This window comes from Nonomuraea deserti, from assembly GCF_004348685.1.
In the GTDB taxonomy this organism is placed as follows: Bacteria; Actinomycetota; Actinomycetes; order Streptosporangiales; family Streptosporangiaceae; genus Nonomuraea; species Nonomuraea deserti.
In genome coordinates, this window is sequence record NZ_SMKO01000014.1 from 47,259 (window position 1) to 69,139 (window position 21,881).

A 21,881-nucleotide genomic window follows, 5' to 3' on the forward strand; every position below is an offset into this window, starting at 1 on the left:
GCTCGCCGAAGCGCGCGGAAACTGATCATCTGCGGTCCTTCTGGCCAGGTTATGGGATGCAACTTAGGATAGCATTACCTAACATTGATCATGGGAGCTGAAGATGCAGCGCATCCTGCTCGGCGGGAAGATCCATCGGGCCACCGTGACCCAGGCCGACCTCCACTACGTCGGGTCCATCACCATCGACAAGGTCCTCATGGACGCGGCCGGGCTCATCGAGGGGGAGCAGGTCCACGTCGTGAACATCACCAACGGGTCACGGCTGGTCACGTACGCCATCGAAGGCGAAGCACGTTCGGGCGTCATCGGCATCAACGGGGCCGCCGCCCACCTCGTGTCGCCCGGAGACCTCGTGATCATCATGTCCTTCCTGCATGTGGCCGACGACGAGGCCGGATCGCACGTCCCCTTCGTGGTGCACGTCGACGGGCGCAACCGGATCGTCGACGTCGGGGCCGACCCGGCCGCTCCCGTCCCTGGCTCGGCCACCCAGGTCAGCGGTCGGTGAGATAGCCGCCCATCGTGCGGAAAACCTCCGTGGCGGGCAGGTCCGCACCCGACTCCGTGCGGACCTGCTCGATCACCAGCCCGTGGCCGCGCCCCCTCCGAGCCTCCGGGCCGGCGACGATGACCACTCCGTCGCCTTCACGGATGAACACCCGGCCGGGGGTCCCCCCGTACAGACCCTTCGACACGGACGCCTTCAGCACGCGGATGCGCTCACCCTTGTAGAACGTGAAAGCGTTCGGGTACGGGTCGGACTGCGCGCGCACCAGCCGCTCGATGTCCTCCGCCGGCCAGCTCCAGACGATGCGGCTGTCCTCGACGGACCGTTTGTGGAAGAAGCTCGCCTTCGACCGGTCCTGGGCGACCGGGGCCGCCCGGCCGCTCCCGATGAGCGCGAGCGCGTCCCGCACGATCGGGCGGATCAGCGCCACGGTCCTGTGAAACAGGTCCGTGGCCGTGTCGGAAGGCCCGACGCGTACGGCGCGCTGCAGCACGATGTCGCCGGCGTCCAGCTCCTCGTCCATCAGGTGAGCGGTGACGCCCACCTCCTCCTCCCCGTTGATCAGCGCCCAGATCAGCGGCGAGAAGCCGGCGTAGGCGGGCAGCAGCGAGTCGTGCACGTTCAGGGTGCCGTGGCGGGGCAGCCTGAAGATCTCCGGCGGGATCCAGGTGCGCCAGTTGTTGGCGACGATGATGTCCGGCTCCGCCTCCTTGAGCGCGGTGACGAGCTCGTCGTCCGGCCTGGCGCGTAGCAGCACGGGAACGCCGTGCCCGGCCGCCAGATCGGCCACCGAGTCGTCCCAGATCTTCTCGTAGGCGTGCTCGCTCTTGGGGTGTGTCACGGCGAGCACCACGTCGTGGCCGGATTCCAGCAGTGCCTGCAACGTACGGTGTCCCCAGGTCTGGTAGCCGAACATCGCAACCCGCATGTGCGCCTCCTGTGGCTAGGCCTAATTAGGTGAGCCTAACCTAAATATCAGGATGCGCGAGTCTCGCTCCTTAGGCCTGCTGCGGTATGCGGGAAATGTCGCGAAACTGTCGACATCAGATCATAAAAGGACAGTTGACTGAAGAATTACTGATCAACTACTGTCTAGCAGATTACGGCCAAACAAGCCGCTCCTCCCAGCGGAGCCGTACCGGCACGAGACCCGCGGCGGTAATCCCGCCGAGCGGTCACGTCGTCCCAGTCCATAAGGAAGTGCATGGCCAGTAGTGGTTTCAGCTACGCCGGCCCGGAGGGGCTTGAGCATCTCAAGCGGGCGGGCATGAGAAGCCAGGAAGCGGGCGAGAGCCTCGCCGAGATCCGCAGGTCGTTCGTCACACACGCGAAGGGCGACGTCAACTCGTACGCCCTGATCCAGGACGGCGCGGCGGAACTCGCCAGCGGCTACAACCAGTTCTTCCGCGACCTGTCCGACTCCATGTACCGGCGTGGCAGCGCTCTGAGTAACTGCGGGAGCAACCTGAAGTACTCCGCGGCCAATTACGGCTGGAGCGAGCGCCTCCTCCCGCCCGATGACCCGCCCCCCTTCCGCGAGAACGTCGAGCTGCCCGATCCCGGCACCCTGTCCGTGACGTTCAACGCGACACTCGACCTGCTCGGCCTCGGCGACGACTACGAGCGCAAGCTCCTCGAGATGCAGCAGGCGTGCAAGGACACGGCACGCCGGCTCCGGGCGCTGCAGCCCGACATCGACGCGGTCGAGGACGAGGTCGAGAAGGCGCGATGGGGCGGAGACGCCGCCCAGACCTACCACGCGGCCTGGACGGAGTACGTCAACCCCTCCGGCGGCGGGAGAGACCAGGCCCAGACCCTGGAACAGTGGGCCGCGCGCTCCGAGCACTCCGCCGAGATCCTCGGCAACGCAGTCGACGAGACCCAAAGGTCCAAGCACCTCGTCAAGCGCACCCTGCAGACGCTCGCGGCGATCGGCGTCATCATGGCCGGAGCGGCGATCCTCAACCCGGCGGTACGCGCCTTCCTCGTGCGGATGGCCAAGGCTCTCAGGCAACGCGCCATGCTGGTGATCAAGCTCCTGCGCGCCAGGCTCAAGCTGCTGGGCAAGGGCTTCGGGTCAAGCGTGGCCGCACGCGGCCCGGTGCTGAGCGGATTCATGAAGAACGGGCTTGGTGTCGCCGGCGCCAACTACATTAACTCCTCGATAGCGAACAGCTTTCGGGGCGTCGAAAATCCCTGGGCGATTTCCCCGGGCATGTTGGGCACCCTAGCCTTCCTGTTCGGTCTCGGTGGCGGCTTCGCGCTCGTGAAGAACATAGGCGCGGTCACCAGACTCGCGCAGGCCCACCCCGTGAGGTTCACCATGGGGCTCGAGTTCGGCCTCAACGCCGGCGCGGCCACGGCCCTGAGCATGACGTTCGAAAACAAGAGCTTCGGCGCCGCGCTCAAGGATGGCCTCATCGTCGGAGGAGTCGGTGCGGCCTTCGGCCTGGGAAGCTACGCGGCGCTCCGTGACGCGACCGGCCTGAAGCACCTCGCCTGGCGCAAGGCGAACAAGTGGGGGACCGTGAAGTTCAGTGCGGGCGGCCCGATGTCGGCCACCAACGTCCGCTACGGACGGATTCTGCCAGGGAACCATCTCGCCCAGATGAAGCTCAGCGACGGCACCAAGATCTGGCTCCCGAAGAACGGCCTCACCTACCGGGCCAGGCAGATCGGGCCGATCAACTCCTTCCTGCAGCTGGACCCCTTCTGGAAGAACCGCATCCTCGGCCTTATTCCCGGAACGATCAACTACACCCTGGTGCCCCGCGGTCAGAGCGAGCCCGTCGACCTGACGATCCCCGACTACCGGAACTGGGACCACGGCTCCAATGCCGAGCCGCCGCGGTCCGGCTCCGGGCAACCGCCCGGCGCCACCACGCACACGGTGCGATCCGGCGACACGCTGGAGGCGATCGCTCAGCGCGAATACGGCAGCGCGCGCTACGCGTCGCTCCTCCAGCAGGCCAACTGGCAGCTCGACGGCATCAATCAGGGCCACCTGTCCCCCGGCCAGCAGCTGGTGATCCCGGAACTCGAGAAAGAGAAGGTTTCCTAGGACGAAACCCGGACGGCGCCTCACCGGCGTGCACACGAGGCGCCGTCCCGGGTCACCGGCGCCTGTCCCGGGAGCCGTCCGCGGACGCCGCGCCGGCGCCGGTTCCGGCATCGAGATCCGGGAAGGCATCGAAGACCTTCTCCTCCGCCTTCGCGACGACCGCGCGCCGGGCCTCGCGGACGGCTGCCAGAATGTCCTCCGCCAGCACGTGACTGTCCAGCCGCATGGCACGGCCCCCGATGCCGATCTCGCGGACGCGTCCGCGCGCGTCCGCGGTCGCCGTGACGTGCCCGGACGCATTCGCGCCCGTGCCGGTCACGCTCTCCAGCTCGCCGTACTGCTTCTCCAGGAAATCGGGCACCCGCGACTCGTCTTCGTCCGCCACTTCATCCGCCACGGAGCCAGAGCCGGACATCTCCAAGAGCCGGCGGAGAACGGCGCCCACAGCCCGCCCGTCCCGGTCGGTCGCCAGGCTCTCGCCGAGCGGGTCAGAGGTGATCGAGGAAAGCCTGGCGCCGTCCAGGATCTCCTGCGCCTGCCGTTGTGCGTCCCGTTGCGCCGCGCTGAGCACCGCGGCCACATCCTCGGCGAGACGACCCGCGTCACGCCGCATCACGCGCGGATCGAGAGCGAGCGAAACGATCGCACCCTCGGCGTCGGCCCTTGCCCTGACCATCCTGTCGGCACTCTCGCCGACCCCGACGATGTCCCGATCGCGATCCCGCGCTGCCAAGGATTCCCGCACCATCTGTTCGACTTTGCCGTTGATCGCGGCCATGATCTCGCGATCGTCGTCCTGGCCGGAGAGCGTAGCCATGCGGCACTCCAATGATCATGCGTCCCTGTCAGCCCGCCAGTTTAGGGCACCCGATATGTCCAACCCCCACAGTCCGGATGACGGCCGAACGCGTACGCGACCCGGCACCTGCACCCTCTCGGCCCTCTTGGACGGCTCCGCATGTGGGCGGGCTTCCCGTCCCGGGCGGGTGCGCCGTTCCCCGAACGCCAGGAGGGACACGCCGTACGACTCGGGCGACCGGCCGGTGGACGAGGCCCCGGGCGAAGAGCACACGCTCAGTGCGGGGACCGGCGCCGGCAGTGGCTGCGCGGTGGAGGTGCCGGAAGCGGGATTCGAACCCGCACGCCCTTTCGAGCAGACGCTTTTGAGGCGTCCATGTCTGCCATTCCATCATTCCGGCTGATTTTCCGGACTTGTCCGGATCAATGCTACGCTCCGCCGCCGAAGATGATCAGCAACGGTGGCAGCGTGGATCTAATCTACCGGACGTCTGTACTCTTGCGCTCGTGAGTACGCAGCGGCGAGTAGTGATCGCGGAAGACGAGGCCCTGATCCGCCTCGACCTCAAGGAGATGCTCCAGGAGGACGGCTACGTCGTCGTGGGCGAGGCCGGTGACGGCGAGCAGGCGATCCGGCTGGCCGCGGAGCTGAGACCCGATCTCGTCATTCTCGACGTCAAGATGCCCGTGCTCGACGGCATCTCCGCGGCCGAGCGCATCGTGGGCGAGCGCATCGCCCCGTGCCTCATCCTGACCGCGTTCTCCCAGCGTGACCTGGTCGAACGGGCCAGGGACGCGGGGGCGATGGCCTACCTGGTCAAGCCGTTCACGAAGGCGGACCTGGTGCCCGCCATCGAGATGGCGGTCAGCAGGCACGAGGAGATGGTGGCGCTGGCCGCCGAGGTGTCGAGCCTGTCGGAGCGGCTGGAGACGCGGAAGCTGGTCGAGCGCGCCAAGGGGCAGCTGATGACGCAGCACGGCTGGAGCGAGCCCCAGGCGTTCAGGTGGATCCAGAAGGCGTCGATGGACCGGCGGCTGAGCATGCGGGAGGTTGCTCAGATCGTTATAGACGACGCGGCCGAGCGGGGCTGAGGCGCCCCGCACCACGGGATGTGACCCGTGGCGCCGCGGCCGGGGCGGAGACCCCGGGTTCCGCGTCGCGCTCCCCGGCTGCGCGATCGCGGGCCGCCTCCGAATTCCCTTATGTCCCACGATTCCCAAGTATTACGGCCCTGCCTCGAAATTTCGGGTCAGGGCCGTTCCTGTGTGATGTCTCCGTAACTGTGGCGGAACATCCCATTACTATGGGTATTTAGGACATTACGAATCAGCATAAAAGCCGCGTAACAACCCCTGGACGTCCCATCTGAGAGGCATGCTGAGCTGGGAGAACCCGGCGAAGGGGACGTTCCTTCGCTGAGATTGGGGGAGACTTTTTTATGATCCGTATTGCTCCAGCGGGACGCCTGCTGGCCGTCGCGGCCGCGGCGAGCCTGGCCCTGACGGCCTGTGGCGGCGGTGGTGGCGACACGTCGGCGCAGGAGCCCGCGCCGGGATCGTCGTCCGCCGCGTCCTCGGCACCCGCGGCGAAGGGCGACGGCACGCTGACCCTCGGCACGGTGTTGCCGCAGACGGGCTCGCTGGCGTTCCTCGGCCCGCCCGAGTTCGCCGGCGTCGACCAGGCCGTCAAGGAGATCAACGACGCCGGGGGAGTGCTCGGCAAGCCGGTCAAGACGATCCACACCGACTCGGGTGACACGACGACCAACATCGCGTCGCAGTCGGTGGACAAGCTGCTGGCGCAGAAGGTGGACGCGATCGTGGGAGCGGCGTCGTCGTCGGTGTCGGAGTCCATCATCGACAAGGTCACGGGCGCCGGCGTGGTGCAGTTCTCGCCGGCCAACACCTCCGACGCGTTCACCACGATCAAGGACAACGGCCTCTACTTCCGTACGGCGCCGCCGGACAGGCTGCAGGGCCGCGTGCTGGGCGACCTGATCGCCGCCGACGGCAACGACACCATCGGCATCCTGGCCATGCAGGACTCCTACGGCTCCGGCCTGGCCGACCAGGTCACCAAGACCGCCGAGGCAGCGGGTGCGAGCGTCGTGGAGCGGGTCGACTACGACCCGAAGGCGCCGGAGTTCTCCGCCGACGTGGCGCGGATCAAGGCGAAGAACCCGAAGGCGGTCGTGCTGATCGGCTTCGAGGAGGGCGCCAAGGTCATCGCGGAGCTGGTCAAGCAGGGCCTGTCGGCCGACAAGGTCAAGTGGTACATGGTGGACGGCAACATGTCGAACACCAACTACGTGAAGATGCCCAAGGGCACGCTCACGGGCGTCAAGGGCACCATCCCGGGCGCCGAGGCCCCTGACGACTTCAGGAAGAAGCTCAAGAAGCTCGATGCCGAGCTCGACGACTTCACGTACTCGGCGGAGTCGTACGACGCGGCGAACCTGATCGCCCTGGCCGCCGAGGCGGCGAAGGACGACTCCGGCGCGTCGATCGCGGGCAAGCTGGCCGAGGTCAGCAAGGGCGGCGAGAAGTGCAAGATCTTCAAGGAGTGCGCCGCCCTGCTGAAGGAGGGCAAGGACATCGACTACGACGGCGTCAGCGGCCCGGTCGAGTTCAACGACGCCGGTGACCCGGCGGTCGCCACCATCGGCATCTACCAGTACGGCGAGAACAACACCTACGACACCAAGGCGCTGGAGTACCGCACCGGCAACATCGAGGGCTGACCTCCGGCTTCGGCCGCTGAGCGACCCGCCGCACGGCGGGTCGCTCAGCGGCCGAAGCCGCACGCCCTGAACGCGTACCCGATCAGGCGGTCCTGCAGCGGTTTGGGCGGCGCCACGATGACCACCCGCTCCTCGCCTCCGTCGATGGCGGCCCGCACGGGGAACTGGAAGGCTTTCTTGGCCTCGCCGAACGCGTGGCCGTCGCAGCGTGCGGGGGTGAGCTCGATCGGCACCTCCAGGCGCTGCTCGGCGGCCCGCAGCAGGCCCAGGCGCGGGCCGTCGTAGGCTACGTTGTAGTGCGTCGTGCCGCCCATGGCGGCCAGCGTCACCGCTCCCGCGCCGCGCCGCGTGACGACCAGGTCGCCGCGCATGACCTTGCCCGACTCCGTCCACTCCCGGCCGAACTCGATGCGCACGGCCTGCTTGATGAGGAACTCCGAGCACTCGTCGCGCAGCAGCCTGGCCAGCAGCGGGTCGGGGTGGGGCAGCTCGAAGGCGACCTTGCGCAGCGGCTCCGAGCCGGTGCGGAGGTGGGCCACGACGGTGGCGGGCCGCACCTGGGGCAGGCCGTCGGGTGAGCAGTTGGCGGCGCCGTACGGGATGGGCAGGTCGGTGCGCTCGGTCCTGCCGATGGCGGCGCCGGCTCTGCTCGCGGGCACCGTACGGAAAGACGGCGTCACCAGCTGGACGTCGGCGAAATAGACGGGGGTGTCGCGGGTGTTGCGCACGGCCACCTGGAGCCGGTGTGCCGGTTCGTCGGAACGCCATTGCCCGAGCGTGACGGAGACGCCGGCGGGTGGCCCCGACGGAGCCTCGGGAGGGGGTTCCGAGGAGCCGCACCCGGCGAGAAGGGCCACCACGGCCAAGAATGTGGTACTACGCTTCACCTGACGCACATTAAGCCTGCTTCCGCAGGTCCCGTAAGTTGAGGACTGATTACGACTCCGCATCCAAGTGCCGACAGTTCCTCGCGGCATCTGGTTGGAGCATGCGACAGTTTTGTACGTTTCCGTCATTCGATCGGGAACGTTCGGCGGTGCTGACGGATCCCCGGCCTGAAATGAAGGAGACACTTCATGATCCGCATTGCTCCCGTGGGACGGGCGCTGGCTGTCGCGGCTGCCACCAGCCTGGCCCTGACAGCCTGCGGTGGTGGCGGCGACACGGCCACGCAAACCTCCGAAAGTGCCGCGCCCGCCTCATCCTCGTCGGCGCCGGCCGCGGCGAAGGGTGACGGCACGCTCACCCTCGGCACGCTGCTGCCCCAGACCGGTTCGCTGGCGTTCCTCGGCCCGCCCGAGTTCGCCGGGGTCGATCTCGCGCTCAAGGAGATCAACGAGGCCGGGGGAGTGCTCGGCAAGCCCGTTGAGAAGTTCGACACCGACTCGGGTGACACGACGACCAACATCGCGTCCCAGTCGGTGGACAAGCTGCTGGCGCAGAAGGCCGACGCCATCATCGGCGCCGCGTCGTCGTCGGTGTCGGAGTCGGTGATCGACAAGATCACGGGCGCCGGCGTGGTGCACTTCTCGCCCGCCAACACCTCCGACAAGTTCACCACGATCAAGGACAACGGCCTCTACTTCCGCACCGCGCCGCCGGACAAGCTGCAGGGCCGCGTGCTGGGCGACCTGGTGGTGTCCGACGGCAACGACACGGTCGCCATCATGGCGATGCAGGACTCGTACGGCACCGGCCTGGCCGACCAGGTGGAGAAGACCGTCACCGACGCCGGCGCCCAGGTGGTCGAGCGGGTCGACTACGACCCGAAGGCGCCCGACTTCTCCGCCGACGTCGCCAAGATCAAGGCGAAGAACCCGAAGGGCATCGTCCTGATCGGCTTCGAGGAGACCGCTAAGGTCATCGGCGAGCTCGTCAAGCAGGGCATGCCGGCCAGCAAGCACAAGTGGTACATGGTCGACGGCAACATGTCGAACACCAACTACGCGAAGATGCCCAAGGGCACGCTCACGGGCGTCAAGGGCACCTACCCCGGCGCCTCGGCTCCCGACGCGTTCAGGAAGAACCTCCTCGAGGTCGACCCCAAGCTCGAGGACTACACCTACGCTCCCGAGTCCTACGACGCGGCCAACCTGATCGCGCTGGCCGCCGAGGCCGCCAAGAGCGACGCGGGCGCCGACATCGCGGCCAAGCTGGCCGAGGTCAGCAAGGGCGGCGAGAAGTGCAAGAACTTCAAGGAGTGCGTCGACCTGCTGAAGGCCGGCAAGGACATCGACTACGACGGCGTCAGCGGCCCGGTGGAGTTCAACGACGCCGGTGACCCGGCCGTCGCCACCATCGGCATCTACCAGTACGGCGACAACAACAAGTACCCGGTCAAGGCGCTCGAGTACCGCACCGGCAACATCGAGGGCTGACCAGCACCCGCGTGACGGAGAAGGGCCCGGTCGTCAGGACCGGGCCCTCCTGCTGTCATCCGCAGCCGGCCACGATCTGGTCGGCGGCCGCGCGGTAGCGCTTCAGCAGCGCCACCCGCCGCTCGCGCGGGACGTCGTTCTTGGACAGCCCCGCGGTCGTCGTCTCGACGGTCTCCACGGCCCCGCTCAGCGAGCCGGGCAGCCGGCCGCCGAACTCCCGCGTGATGCCGTGCACCTCCGCCAGGCGGCCGGTCAGGGCGTCCTCGAAGTGCTGGCGGTCCTCCTGGCCCTTCGGCCCCAGCATGAGGCCCGCGTACCCGATGGCGGACACCACGCGGGCGCAGGGGCTGTCGGTGGGATCGCCTCCGGTGCTGTACTTGCCCGCCGACGAGGCTGCGTCCTGGCAGCCGACGAGCAGGACGGGGAGCATGAGCGCGACTGTCGCAAAACGTTTCACACCGATCATTAAAGAACGGCGAAGGGGCTCACCGGGAGCCCCTTCGCCGTTTTAGCGAACGATCGTGGGATTTACGCCTTGGCCAGCGTGCCGAGGTAGAGCTCGATGACCTTGGGATCGTTGGCGAGCTGCCGACCGGTGCCGGTGTAGGCGTTGCGGCCCTGGTCGAGGACATAGCCGCGGTGGCAGATCTGCAGGCAGCGGCGCGCGTTCTGCTCCACCATGATGACCGTCACGCCCGCCTTGTTGATCTGCTGGGCCTGGATGAAGACCAGGTCCTGCAGCTTGGGCGACAGACCGGCGGACGGCTCGTCGAGCAGCAGCACCGAGGGCTCGGTCATCAGGGCCCTGGCCATCGCCACCATCTGCCGCTCGCCGCCGGACAGGGACCCGGCGCGCTGCTTGCGCCGCTCCCTGAGGGCGGGGAACAACTCGGACACGAACGCGAAGCGCTCCTTGAACTTCCCCGGGGTCTGGAAGGCGCCCATCTCGAGGTTCTCCTCGATGGTGAGGCTGGGGAAGACGTTGTTGGTCTGCGGGACGTAGCCGACCCCGCGGGAGACCAGCGTGTGCGCCTTCATGTTCGTGATGTTCTCACCCTTGAGCAGCACCGTGCCGCTGCGGATGTTGACCAGCCCGAACATGGCCTTGAGCAGCGTCGACTTCCCGGCGCCGTTGGGGCCGATGATGCCGATCAGCTCGCCGTCTTTGACGTAGAGGTCGGAGCCGTTGAGGATGTTGACGCCCGGCAGGTAGCCGGCGATCAGCTCGTCGCACCGGAGCACGGCGTCCTCGGCGCCTTCCAGATGCGCGCTGCGGTCGGTGACGGCCGCCTTCGACTCTGGGCCGGCGTTCACTTCTGCGTCTCCTCTTCGATTTCGGCCTCCAGCGCCGCCTCAGCCTCCTGCAGCTGCGCCTCCAGCTCGCCCTCGGACAGCGGCGCGTCGTGGTGGGCGCCCAGGTAGGCGTCGATCACACGCTGGTCGGACATGATCGTCGAGGGCGGGCCCTCGGCGATGACCGCGCCCTGGGCCATGACGATCACCCAGTCGCTGATGTCACGGACCATGTCCATGTCGTGCTCCACGAACAGCACCGTCATGCCTTGCTCGCGCAGGTCCTTGACGTGGCCGAGCAGCGACTGCGTCAGCGCCGGGTTGACGCCCGCCATGGGCTCGTCGAGCATGACCAGCTCGGGGTTCACCATGAGCGCGCGGGCCATCTCCAGCAGCTTGCGCTGGCCGCCGGACAACGATCCGGCGAAGTCGTCGCGCTTGGCGTCGAGCTTGAAGCGGGCCAGCAACTCCTCGGCCCGCTCGGTGATCTCGTCTTCCTGGGCACGCCACACGCGCGGCACGAGCGCACGCCAGAAGTTCTCGCCCTTCTGCTTCTGGGCGCCGAGGCGCATGTTCTCCAGCACCGTCAGGCGCGAAAGCGCCTTGGTGAGCTGGAACGTGCGCACCATGCCGCTTCTGGCCACCTTGTGGGCGGGAACGCCGTTCATGGACCGCCCGTTGAACGTCCACGAGCCGGCGTCGGCCGTGTCGAAGCCGGTGAGCTGGTTGAAGAACGTGGTCTTGCCGGCGCCGTTGGGGCCGATCAGCGCCGTGATGGAGCCGCGCTGGATCTCCACGTGGCCGACGTCGACGGCGGTCAGGCCGCCGAAGCGCCGGACGACGTGGTCCACCACGAGGATGGGGTCGGGCTTGGGCACGCCGGGATCGCGCGCCAGGTCCTTGAAGGCGGCCAGGGCGGCGGCTTTGCGGTCGGTGCTCATGGTCTCAGCGTGCATCGATTGCGATCTCCCTCTTGTCGCCGAAGATGCCCTGTGGCCGGTAGACGAGCAACAGGATCAGACCGGCGCCTACCAGGATCCAGCGCAGCGCGCCGACCTGGTTGGTGTCCATGAAGGTGATGTACCCCACGCGGACCGCCTCGGAGAGCACGCCGTAGATGAGCACGAGCAGGACCCAGAAGAGCATCGAGCCGATGACCGGGCCGAGCACGCGGGCCGCGCCGCCGAGGATGACCATCGTGTACATGTAGAACGTCGTCTCGGTGCCGAACACGTCGGGCTGCACCGAGGCATAGCCCAGACCGTAGATGAAGCCGCCGAGGCTGCCGATGACGCCGCCCAGCACCAACGCCTGCATCTTGTAGGAGAAGACGCTCTTGCCCAGGCTGCGCACGGCGTCCTCGTCCTCGCGGATGGCCTTGAGCACGCGGCCCCACGGGCTCTTCATCAGCAGGTGGACTATGAGGCAGGCCAGGGCGATCAGCACCCAGCCGACGGTGATCACCCACATCGTGCGGTGGTTGAAGAACAGCGGGATGGGGCCGAGGTTGAAGCCGTAGTTTCCCGTGGGATAGGGGTTGAGCGCGTAGAAGCCCTCGGTGAAGCCGCGGTGGCCGTCGGAGCCGCCGAAGACGTCCTTGAACTGCACCGAGCGGAAGACGAGCCGGACGATCTCGGCCGCCGCGATGGTGACGATGGCCAGATAGTCGGCGCGCAACTGGAGCGTCGGTATGCCCAGCAGGAACGCCAGGATCACCGCCGCGATCAGGCCGAAGATGATGCCCGCCCAGAACGGCATGCCCAGGACGACGACGGTGACCGCCAGGCCGTAGCCGGCCACGCCCATGAACGCGGCCTGGCCGAAGTTGAGCAGGCCGGTGTAGCCGAAGTGCACGTTGAGACCGATGGCGGCGATGCCGTACAACACCGTCTCGACGCCGACCGCGGACTTGATGGTGGTGCTGAAGATCGTGATCCAGTCCATTCTGATCCTCCCCCGATCAGCCGATCCGCTCGCGGCGGCCGAGGATGCCCTGCGGCCGGACGAGGAGCACGATGATGAGAACGGCCAGCGCGCCGACGCTCTTGAGCTCCGGCGGCACCCACAGTGTCGAGACCTGGATGAACAGGCCGACCACCAGTGACCCGATCAGCGCGCCGAACGCGGTGCCGAGACCGCCGAGCGTCACGCCGGCGAAGATGAGCAGGAGCATCTCCTGTCCCATCGTGTATTTCAGGTTCTGGGAGAGGCCGAGCATGATGCCCGCGAGTGCGGCGATGGCGCCGCCCGAGGTCCAGATGATCCGGACGACCCGGTCGACGTTGATGCCGGAGGACGCCGCGAGCGCCGGGTTGTCGGCCACCGCGCGCGCCGCCTTGCCGGTGCGGGTGCGCAGCAGGGCGATGCCGACGATGATCAGCACGACCAGCTCGATGCCCATGGCGACGAAGTTCTTCGGCGCGGCCGAGATCGGCCCCACCTGCACGCCCGGCTGGGCGTTGTACTGGGTGTACGCCTCGGTCTGGCCCCCGAAGACGATGAGGAACAGGTAGCGCAGGAAGAGCGCGACGCCGATCGAGATGATCATCATGGCGATGATGCCGGTGCCGCGCCTGCGCAGTTGCCCCCAGAAGAAGCGGTCCTGGAGGTAGCCGAGCAGGCCGGCGACGATGACGGCGATGGCGGCGGCGGGGATGAGGCCGAGCCCCATGCCCGCGTTGAACCCGTAGGCGAGGATCGCGCCGAGGGTGACCAGCTCGCCGTGGGCGAAGTTGGTCAGGCCGGTCGTGCCGTAGATGAGCGAGAGGCCGAGCGCGGCCAGGGCGATGATCAGGCCGAGGTTGAACCCCTCGAAGGTGAGCTGCGCGGCGCGGGTCCAGAACGCGCTGTTGTCGTCGCTCTGCTGCCCCTGGTCCTGGCCGCCGCCCTTCGGCTGGAGCGGGAAGAGGGCGGTGGAGCAGTTGCCCTCATAGACGCTCAGCGTGCGGACGTTCGTGCCGCCCCGCGCCTCGGCGTTCTGCGGCAGGCTGCCGACATCCAGGGTGACCTTGTACCTGCCCGGATCCTCGACCTGGACATCCCATCTGCCCTGAGCGTCGGTGGTGGCCTCCGCGACGGGTTTGCCGTCCTCGGTGGTCACGGAGATTCTGGCGCCGTTCACTGGCTGGCCTTGGAAGTTGAGTGTTCCCCTCAAGCCCTGGCAGTCGGCGGGCCCCGCATGGGCGGGGCCGGCGAGCAGGAAGATGAGTCCACCCAGGAAGGCCGTGAACGCGATCACGGCTCTGCGCAATGGTGCTCCCTCGAAAATAGGTCAAGGCGGGGTTGTGCCCCTCCATCTCGACACGCGCGCATCGCAGGCACAACTGGGATGCAATGGCGGGAGCCTATTCTGGGTGCGCCCGTTTCAGTATCGTTCGTCACCAATTAGTGACATGTGTGTGTCACTGATGTGAGGAAACAACGAGGCAGGTCAGGGGCTAAATCGGGGGAGACACCTGGCATGTGCGGAAAACGATGGAATAACGATCGCAGGTGGATGTTGACGAGCCCGCGGGGCGGCCTTTGGGACCGTGTAAGGCTTCCCCGGCCGTACACGTTTTCTACTGGGCCTCCCCGCGGGGCTCTGTTCGGACAACCGTAGCGACCCGCGGGGGGCACGTGCAAAGGATGCGCCCAAGTGACCGGTGTGTCAGCGGTCGCGCAGCAGGCAGGTGAGGCGCGAGGTGCAAACGCGACGCCCCTGCTCGTCGCTGATCACGATCTCGTACGTCGCCAGCGTGCGGCCGGCGTGCAACCTGGTCGCGACGCCGGTCACATGGCCGGAGGTCGCGGAGCGGTGGTGGGTGGCGCTGATCTCGATGCCCACGGCGATGCGCTCGGGCCCCGCGTGGATGGCCGCCGCCACCGAGCCCAGGGTCTCGGCCAGCACCACAGACGCCCCGCCGTGCAGCAGCCCGTACGGCTGCGTGTTGCCCTCGACCGGCATCCGGCCCGTCACCCGCTCCGGTGTGGCCTCGAGGAACTCGACGCCCATCCGCTCGGGAAGCGTGCCCGCGTGCATGTCGCCGACCATCGCTACGTCCATGGGGTTGGTCTGTGTCAAAGGGACGCCTCCACTCTTCCGAGCTCAGGTTTTCTGTCGCAGACGCAGACTAGGCTGCGGGTGTGCCGAAGAGTGAAGTGACCCCCAGCCGCCCGTGCCTGTTGCTGCTTGACGGGCATTCCCTGGCCTATCGCGCGTTCTACGCGCTCAAGGACGCCAACCTGATGACCACCGACGGTCAGCACACCGAGGCGGTCTACGGGTTCACCTCGATGTTGACCAACATCCTGCGCGACGAGCAGCCGACCCACGTGGCGGTGGCCTTCGACAGGTCGGAGCCGACGTTCCGCCATGAGGAATACTCCGACTACAAGGCCAACAGGAGCGAGACGCCGGAAGACTTCCGCGGGCAGATGCAGCTGATCTTCGAGCTGCTCGACACGCTGCGCATCCCGCGGCTGTCCAAGGCGGGCTTCGAGGCCGACGACCTCATCGCCACGCTGGCCACCCGCGCCTCCGCGGAGGGGATGAACGTCCTGATCGTCACCGGCGACCGCGACGCGCTCCAGCTGGTCGACGAGAACGTCACCGTCCTGATGATCCGGCGCGGCATCAGCGACATGACCAGGTTCACGCCCGAGGCGGTCCAGGAGAAATACGGCCTGACGCCCGCGCAATACCCCGACTTCGCGGCGCTGCGCGGCGACCCCAGCGACAACCTGCTGAGCATCCCGAGCGTGGGGGAGAAGACCGCGGCCAAGTGGGTGCGCGAGTTCGGCTCGCTGACCGCGCTGGTCGACCGGGTCGACGAGGTCAAGGGCAAGGTCGGCGACAAGCTGCGCGAGCACGTCGCCCAGGTGCTGATGAACCGTCGGCTCACCGAGCTGCTGCGCGACGTCCCGCTGGAGGTCGAGCCCGGCGCGCTCAGCCAGGGCACGTGGGAGCGCGAGGAGATCAACAAACTGTTCGACACCCTGCAGATCCGCGGCGAGCTGCGCGAGCGGGTGTTCAAGGTGCTCGGCACCGGCGAGCAGGAGCCCGAGCAGGGCTTCGAGGTCGAGACCGTGCTGCTCGGCCCCGACCGCGTCGCGGGCTGGCTGTCGGCGCTGCCCGCCGGCCGCGCGGGCCTGGCGTTCAAGGGCGCCTACGGCAGCGGCAGCGGGCGCGTCGAGGGCATCGCCATCGCCTCGCCCGACGGCACGGCCGCCCACATCGACCCCGTCAAGCTCACCGAGGCCGACGAGACGGCCCTGCGCGCCTGGCTGGGCGACGACGCCCGCCCCAAGGCCGTCCACGACGCCAAGGGCCCCATCCTGGCCCTCTGGGCGCAGGGCATGGAGCTGCGCGGCCTGAGCTGCGACACCGCGCTGGCCGCCTACCTCGCCATGCCGGGGCAGCGCACGTTCGCCCTGGAAGACCTGGCCAGGCGCTACCTCAACCGCGACCTGCGCGCCGAGGAGGAGTCCAACGGGCAGGCCGCGCTGTTCGGCGACGACGAGGACGCGCCGGCCAAGGACCTCGCGCTGCGCGCCCACGCCGTGCGCGAGCTGGCCGACTCCCTGGAGAGCTTCCTGGCCGGGAGGGGCGGCACCCAGCTCATGGCCGACGTGGAGCTGCCGCTGCTGTCGGTGCTGGCCGAGATGGAGCGCGCCGGCATCGCCGTCGACAGCGAATACTTCGCGGGCCTGGAGGCCGAGTTCGGCGCCGCCGTCAAGCACGCCGTGGAGGAGGCGCACCGCGCGGTCGGCGAGCAGTTCAACCTCGGCTCGCCCAAGCAGCTGCAGGAGATCCTCTTCGTCCGGCTCAACCTGCCCAAGACGAAGAAGATCAAGACCGGCTGGAGCACCGACGCCGACCAGCTCGCCTGGCTGGCCACCCAGACCGAGCACGAGCTGCCCACGATCATGCTGCGCCACCGCGACCAGGCCAAGCTCCGCATCACCGTGGAGGGCCTGATCAAGGAGATCGCCGACGACGGGCGCATCCACACCACGTTCAACCAGACCATGGCCGCCACGGGCCGGCTCTCGTCGGAGAAGCCCAACCTGCAGAACATCCCGATCCGCACCGCCGAGGGCCGCCGGATCCGGCAGGGCTTCGTGGTCGGCGAGGGCTACGAGACGCTGCTGACGGCCGACTACAGCCAGATCGAGCTGCGCATCATGGCCCACCTGTCGGGCGACGAGTCGCTGATCGAGGCGTTCGAGTCGGGCCACGACTTCCACCAGGCCACCGCCGCCCGGGTGTTCGACCTGCCGCCCGAGCAGATCGACGGTGAGCTGCGCGCCCGCATCAAGGCGATGAACTACGGCCTGGCCTACGGCCTGTCCGACTTCGGGCTGGCCCAGCAGCTCAACATCCCGGTGGCCGAGGCCCGGGCGCTGAAGGAGGAATACTTCACCGAGTTCGGCGGCGTGCGCGACTTCCTGCACGCCATCGTCCAGCAGGCCCGCGCCGACGGCTACACCGAGACCATCATGGGCCGCCGCCGCTACCTCCCCGACCTCACCAGCGACAACCGCCAGCGCCGCGAGATGGCCGAGCGCATGGCGCTCAACGCCCCCATCCAGGGCTCGGCGGCCGACATCATCAAGGTCGCCATGCTGCACGTGCGCCAGGCCCTCGGCGAGGCGGGGCTGGCCTCCCGGATGCTGCTGCAGGTCCACGACGAGCTGGTGTTCGAGGTGGCGCCCGGCGAGCTGGAGCCGCTCACGCAGCTCGTGTGCGACCAGATGAACGCCGCCTACCACCTGCGCGTGCCGCTGGAGGTCTCCGTGGGCGTCGGGCGCACCTGGGAGGACGCCGGCCACTGACGCCGAGGGCCGCCCGCCTTGGGAGATCTGCACTAGCCTGATCGTGTTTCTCACCCGAGCGGCCCGGGAGTTCTGTGCGGTTACCAGCGTCCCTCACGCGGATCATCGGCGTTGCGAACGTGGTGGTGATATCGGTGGCCATCGTCGGGCTCAGCCTGTTACCGGAGGAGCCGCGGCCGCACGCGCGGCCGGACACCACGGCCGAGGCCGGCGACAGCCCTCCGCCGCCCAGCCCGTCGCCGGTGGGCCAGCCGCCCGGCGTCGTGTCCACGCCCGAGTTCGCCCGCCAGGTGGGCGCCAACGAGGCGGGCCTGGTGCCGGTCCTGATGTACCACCGGATCGTCGCCGATCGGATGGCGGCCATCGACAGAACCCCCGCCCAGCTCAGGAAGGAGCTGGAGCGGCTGGCGAAGGAGGGCTACGTGCCGATCACCGCCAGGGAGTTCGCCACCGGCGACATCAGGGTCCCCGCGGGGAGGTTCCCGGTGGTGCTCACGTTCGACGACGGTCACCCCAGCCACTTCGCCCTCGACGCCGCAGGCAACCCGGCGGCGGGCACGGCCGTGGCCGTGATCCAGGAGGTGGCCAGGAAACACCCGTCCTTCCGGCCGGTGGCCACGTTCTGGATCAACAAGGAGCCGTTCGGGTTGCGCGACACGCCGTCGCAGGCGGCGGCGGTGCGGTGGCTGGTCGACCATGGCTACGAGGTCGCCAACCACACCTGGAGCCACCCCGACCTGCGGGCGATCAAGCGGCGGAAGGTGCGCGAGCAGATCGTCCGGCTCGAACGCCTGCTCAAGAAGCTCGGCGTGCCGTCCTCCAGGACCTTGGCGCTGCCGTACGGCTCGCTGCCCCGCGGGAAGAAACCCGCTCGGGTCGGGGCGTGGGACGGCACGCGTTATGATTTCGCAGGCGTGTTCCTCGCCGGAGCCGAGCCGTCACTTTCGCCCTACGCGAAAAAATTCGACCGGGGAGCGATCCAGCGCATCCAGAGCAACGCCAAGAAGGGCGAGTGCCGCAAGTGGTGCTCGCAACACTGGCTCGACTGGCTGCGTAAGCACCCTGGTGAGCGCTACGTCTCCGACGGCGACCCCGACCGGATCTCCATACCGAAGAAACTTCGCGGTAATATCGAGGCCAAGCGAGGGCTCCAGGTCATCGCGTACTGACGCCACCCTGGATTGACCCCGTGGCCAAGGTCTCATATGCTGATCGCTGCGCTGTGGGCTCGCGCGCGCCTCAGACGGAGCGGGCTCGCGCTCGGTCACGTCGATGTCGTCATTCCTCGGCTTGATGCGGAAGAGGGCCTGCCGCGCATCCGCCACATCGACACCCTGTCCGCGTTCGGAGCAATTCCACACATGACGTCCAGCACTGAGGCCACCTCGAGCACCCCGCAGGTAGCGGTCAACGACATCGGGTCCGAGGAAGCCTTCCTCGCAGCGATCGACGAGACCATCAAGTACTTCAACGACGGCGACATTGTCGAGGGCACCGTCGTCAAGGTCGATCGAGACGAGGTCCTTCTCGATATCGGCTACAAGACCGAGGGTGTCATCCCCTCGCGCGAGCTTTCGATCAAGCACGATGTCGACCCTGCTGACGTCGTGGAGGTCGGCGAACACGTCGAGGCCCTGGTTCTCCAGAAGGAGGACAAAGAGGGTCGCCTGATCCTGTCCAAGAAGCGCGCCCAGTACGAGCGCGCCTGGGGCACGATCGAGAAGATCAAGGACGAGGACGGCATCGTCACCGGCACCGTCATCGAGGTCGTCAAGGGTGGTCTCATCCTCGACATCGGCCTCCGTGGCTTCCTCCCGGCGTCCCTGGTCGAGATGCGGCGTGTCCGCGACCTGCAGCCGTACGTCGGCCGCGAGCTCGAAGCCAAGATCATTGAGCTCGACAAGAACCGCAACAACGTGGTCCTGTCGCGCCGTGCCTGGCTTGAGCAGACGCAGTCCGAGGTTCGCCAGACGTTCCTCAACACCCTCCAGAAGGGCCAGGTCCGCAAGGGCGTCGTGTCCTCGATCGTCAACTTCGGCGCCTTCGTCGATCTCGGCGGCGTCGACGGTCTGGTCCACGTGTCCGAGCTGTCCTGGAAGCACATCGACCACCCGTCCGAGGTCGTCGAGGTGGGCCAGGAGGTCACGGTCGAGGTCCTCGACGTCGACATGGAGCGCGAGCGCGTCTCCCTGTCGCTCAAGGCCACCCAGGAAGACCCGTGGCAGCAGTTCGCCCGCACCCACCAGATCGGCCAGGTCGTGCCGGGCCGCGTCACCAAGCTGGTGCCGTTCGGCGCGTTCGTCCGGGTCGAGGAGGGCATCGAGGGCCTGGTCCACATCTCCGAGCTGGCCGAGCGCCACGTGGAGATCCCGGAGCAGGTCGTCCAGGTCGGCGACGAGATCTTCGTGAAGATCATCGACATCGACCTCGACCGCCGTCGCATCAGCCTGTCGCTGAAGCAGGCCAACGAGGGTGTCGGCACCGAGGTCGAGTTCGACCCGACCCTCTACGGCATGGCGGCCACCTACGACGACCAGGGCAACTACATCTACCCCGAGGGCTTCGACCCGGAGACCGGCGAGTGGCTCGAGGGCTTCGACAAGCAGCGTGAGGAGTGGGAGCGGCAGTACGCCGAGGCCCAGCAGCGCTTCGAGGCCCACAGGAAGCAGATCGAGGAGGCCCGCAAGGCCGAGGCGGAGGCCGGCGAGGCCGCTCCCTCGTCCTACAGCGGCGACTCGCCTGCCCAGTCGGGCGGCGGCTCGTCGTCGGCTCCCGCCAGCGGCGCGCTCGCCTCTGACGAGGCGCTCGCGGCCCTGCGCGAGAAGCTCGCCGGCGGCCAGAGCTGACGTCCTCCTGAGTGAGGCTGCGGCTCGATCCCTGGCCTGACCGGAAAGCCCCGTACGGATGGATGACCCGTGCGGGGCTTTCCGCATGCGGGCGCACGTGCCGATGAGTGCTCCAGCGGCTCCTTCGGACGGAGCCTAGGCGCCACGCGCTTCCGTCCGCGCGGTGGATCGGGCCGGCGCGGTCGCCTGGCGGCCGCGGACACGATCGCCGCAGCCGCGCGCCGGCCCGTCAATGCGGAAGCATCCTTGCCGCAAGGGTTCCTAGGGTGCCGGGCATGAACGTCATCAAGCGCTTTCACCTGGACATTCCGCAGAGCGACCTCGACGACCTGCGCGACCGGCTGCGGCGCACCAGATGGGCGAGAGCGCTGCCCGGCGGGTGGAGCCGGGGCGTGCCCGCACCATACCTGCGCGAGCTCGCCGGACACTGGGCCGACGGCTTCGACTGGCGGGCGTGGGAGGCCAGGCTCAACGCCTTCCCGCAGTTCACCACCGGCATCGACGGGCAGACGATCCACTTCCTGCACGCCCGCTCCCCGGAGCCCGGCGCCATCCCGCTGATCATGACGCACAGCTGGCCGAACTCCGTCACCGAGTTTCTGAACGTCATCGGGCCCCTCACCGACCCGCGCCGGCACGGGCTCGACCCGGCCATGGCCTTCCACGTCGTGGCGCCCTCGCTGCCCGGATTCGCCTTCTCCCCGTTTCCCGAGCCCGCCGACGAGCGGCCGTGGAGCATCGAGCGGGTGGCGCGCACATGGGCCGAGCTGATGCGCCGGCTCGGCTACGATCGGTACGGCGCGCACGGCAACGACGCCGGAGCGATGGTCACACCACAGCTGGCCGCGCTCGACAGCGAGCACGTGATCGGCTCCGTCATCACGGCCGGGCTCGGCATCCACATGGGCGACCCGGCGCGGCTGGAGGGGTTCAGCGAGGCCGAGCGGGCCGAACTGGCGGACATGGCCGCCTGGATGACCGGGGGCAGCGGGTACGGCCCCTACCTCGCGAACAGGCCGCAGACGCTCGCGTACGGCTTCACCGACTCGCCGGTGGCGCAGCTCGCCTACCTCGTGGAGAGGTTCAAGGAGTTCGACGGGTGGGGGGCGGGGTCCGAGCCCATCGACCGCGACCTGGTGCTGGCCAACGCGAGCCTCTACTGGCTGACCGGCACCGGCGGGTCGTCGTCGTGGACCTACTACGAAAGGGCCGCGGGGCTGCCCATCGACCAGCGCGCCGTGCCGACCGGGGTGACACACGGCGGGCCGGCGGTGATGCGCCGGATCGCCGAACGCGGCAACGACATCGTCTACTGGGGTGAGGCGCACAGCCCCAGCCACATGGTCGCCATGGCGGCGCCGGACTCCCTGGTGGCGGGCATACGCGCCGCTTTCCGGACGATCCGCTGAGGCTGCCGGAGATTTCCCCGACGGCCTT

The 21,881-nt window shown here is 68.2% G+C and carries 18 protein-coding genes and 1 tRNA gene; 9 read left to right on the forward strand and 10 right to left on the reverse strand.

Going from position 1 to position 21,881, the window contains the following annotated elements; translation table 11 throughout:
- Positions 1-103 precede the first annotated feature (103 nt).
- Positions 104-511 carry an aspartate 1-decarboxylase gene (panD, locus tag E1292_RS08535; RefSeq protein ID WP_132593785.1) on the forward strand — a complete coding sequence of 136 codons (408 nt, stop codon included), beginning with the start codon at positions 104-106 and terminating at the stop codon, positions 509-511.
- Here panD and E1292_RS08540 read toward each other — a convergent pair.
- Entirely contained in the window at positions 498-1,439 is a 942-nt protein-coding gene (locus E1292_RS08540; RefSeq protein WP_132593787.1) for a methionyl-tRNA formyltransferase, read from the reverse strand. The two genes, panD and E1292_RS08540, sit on opposite strands and share 14 nt — an antisense overlap.
- A gap of 276 nt (positions 1,440-1,715) precedes the next feature.
- Between E1292_RS08540 and E1292_RS08545 the strand changes: the two genes are divergently transcribed.
- Positions 1,716-3,572 carry a LysM peptidoglycan-binding domain-containing protein gene (locus tag E1292_RS08545; RefSeq protein ID WP_132593789.1) on the forward strand — a complete coding sequence of 619 codons (1,857 nt, stop codon included), beginning with the start codon at positions 1,716-1,718 and terminating at the stop codon, positions 3,570-3,572.
- A gap of 52 nt (positions 3,573-3,624) precedes the next feature.
- Here the strand turns inward: E1292_RS08545 and E1292_RS08550 are convergent, their stop codons facing one another.
- Together E1292_RS08550 and E1292_RS08555 are read right to left on the reverse strand one after the other, a co-directional pair.
- Positions 3,625-4,389 carry a YbaB/EbfC family nucleoid-associated protein gene (locus E1292_RS08550; protein ID WP_132593791.1) on the reverse strand — a complete coding sequence of 255 codons (765 nt, stop codon included), beginning with the start codon at positions 4,387-4,389 and terminating at the stop codon, positions 3,625-3,627.
- Positions 4,390-4,688: 299 nt separating this feature from the next.
- A tRNA-Leu gene (locus E1292_RS08555) sits at positions 4,689-4,771 on the reverse strand.
- A 106-nt stretch (positions 4,772-4,877) separates the two neighbouring features.
- Between E1292_RS08555 and E1292_RS08560 the strand changes: the two genes are divergently transcribed.
- Together E1292_RS08560 and E1292_RS08565 are read left to right on the forward strand one after the other, a co-directional pair.
- Positions 4,878-5,462, forward strand: coding sequence for an ANTAR domain-containing response regulator (locus E1292_RS08560; protein WP_246090005.1), 585 nt, complete (start codon positions 4,878-4,880; stop codon positions 5,460-5,462).
- Between the two features lie 347 nt (positions 5,463-5,809).
- A complete protein-coding gene (locus E1292_RS08565) occupies positions 5,810-7,111 on the forward strand; it encodes an ABC transporter substrate-binding protein (RefSeq protein ID WP_132593793.1) in 1,302 nt (433 codons plus the stop codon).
- 44 nt (positions 7,112-7,155) lie between these two features.
- Here the strand turns inward: E1292_RS08565 and E1292_RS08570 are convergent, their stop codons facing one another.
- Positions 7,156-7,971, reverse strand: a complete 816-nt coding sequence (locus E1292_RS08570) for a hypothetical protein (protein ID WP_132593795.1) — start codon at positions 7,969-7,971, stop codon at positions 7,156-7,158.
- Between the two features lie 216 nt (positions 7,972-8,187).
- Between E1292_RS08570 and E1292_RS08575 the strand changes: the two genes are divergently transcribed.
- Positions 8,188-9,489, forward strand: coding sequence for an ABC transporter substrate-binding protein (locus E1292_RS08575; RefSeq protein ID WP_132593797.1), 1,302 nt, complete (start codon positions 8,188-8,190; stop codon positions 9,487-9,489).
- A 55-nt stretch (positions 9,490-9,544) separates the two neighbouring features.
- On the opposite strand, the gene E1292_RS08580 is transcribed toward E1292_RS08575, so the two are convergent.
- From E1292_RS08580 to E1292_RS08605, 6 genes are all read right to left on the reverse strand, one after another.
- Positions 9,545-9,919 carry a hypothetical protein gene (locus tag E1292_RS08580; protein WP_132593799.1) on the reverse strand — a complete coding sequence of 125 codons (375 nt, stop codon included), beginning with the start codon at positions 9,917-9,919 and terminating at the stop codon, positions 9,545-9,547.
- A gap of 98 nt (positions 9,920-10,017) precedes the next feature.
- On the reverse strand, positions 10,018-10,803 hold the full coding sequence (locus tag E1292_RS08585) for an ABC transporter ATP-binding protein (protein ID WP_132593801.1): 786 nt from the start codon (positions 10,801-10,803) through the stop codon (positions 10,018-10,020).
- A complete protein-coding gene (locus tag E1292_RS08590; RefSeq protein WP_220446738.1) occupies positions 10,800-11,723 on the reverse strand; it encodes an ABC transporter ATP-binding protein in 924 nt (307 codons plus the stop codon). The genes E1292_RS08585 and E1292_RS08590 overlap by 4 nt, the downstream gene beginning before the upstream one ends.
- A gap of 4 nt (positions 11,724-11,727) precedes the next feature.
- On the reverse strand, positions 11,728-12,726 hold the full coding sequence (locus tag E1292_RS08595) for a branched-chain amino acid ABC transporter permease (protein WP_132593805.1): 999 nt from the start codon (positions 12,724-12,726) through the stop codon (positions 11,728-11,730).
- 16 nt (positions 12,727-12,742) lie between these two features.
- Entirely contained in the window at positions 12,743-14,032 is a 1,290-nt protein-coding gene (locus E1292_RS08600) for a branched-chain amino acid ABC transporter permease (RefSeq protein ID WP_246090006.1), read from the reverse strand.
- Between the two features lie 399 nt (positions 14,033-14,431).
- Positions 14,432-14,827 (reverse strand): PaaI family thioesterase, encoded by a 396-nt coding sequence (locus tag E1292_RS08605; protein WP_246090007.1) that lies wholly within the window; start codon positions 14,825-14,827, stop codon positions 14,432-14,434.
- A gap of 80 nt (positions 14,828-14,907) precedes the next feature.
- On the opposite strand from E1292_RS08605, the gene polA reads away from it, so the two are divergent.
- The 4 genes from polA to E1292_RS08625 all read left to right on the forward strand — a co-directional run bounded on the left by polA (position 14,908) and on the right by E1292_RS08625 (position 21,853).
- Positions 14,908-17,598 carry a DNA polymerase I gene (gene polA / locus E1292_RS08610; RefSeq protein ID WP_132593807.1) on the forward strand — a complete coding sequence of 897 codons (2,691 nt, stop codon included), beginning with the start codon at positions 14,908-14,910 and terminating at the stop codon, positions 17,596-17,598.
- Between the two features lie 134 nt (positions 17,599-17,732).
- Complete coding sequence (locus E1292_RS08615; RefSeq protein WP_246090008.1) at positions 17,733-18,767, forward strand: polysaccharide deacetylase family protein; 1,035 nt, start codon at positions 17,733-17,735, stop codon at positions 18,765-18,767.
- A gap of 192 nt (positions 18,768-18,959) precedes the next feature.
- The gene (gene rpsA, locus E1292_RS08620) at positions 18,960-20,444 is read left to right on the forward strand and encodes a 30S ribosomal protein S1 (protein ID WP_132593811.1); all 1,485 of its coding nucleotides are present in this window, start codon (positions 18,960-18,962) and stop codon (positions 20,442-20,444) included.
- Between the two features lie 275 nt (positions 20,445-20,719).
- Positions 20,720-21,853 carry an epoxide hydrolase family protein gene (locus tag E1292_RS08625; RefSeq protein WP_132593813.1) on the forward strand — a complete coding sequence of 378 codons (1,134 nt, stop codon included), beginning with the start codon at positions 20,720-20,722 and terminating at the stop codon, positions 21,851-21,853.
- Positions 21,854-21,881: the final 28 nt, after the last annotated feature.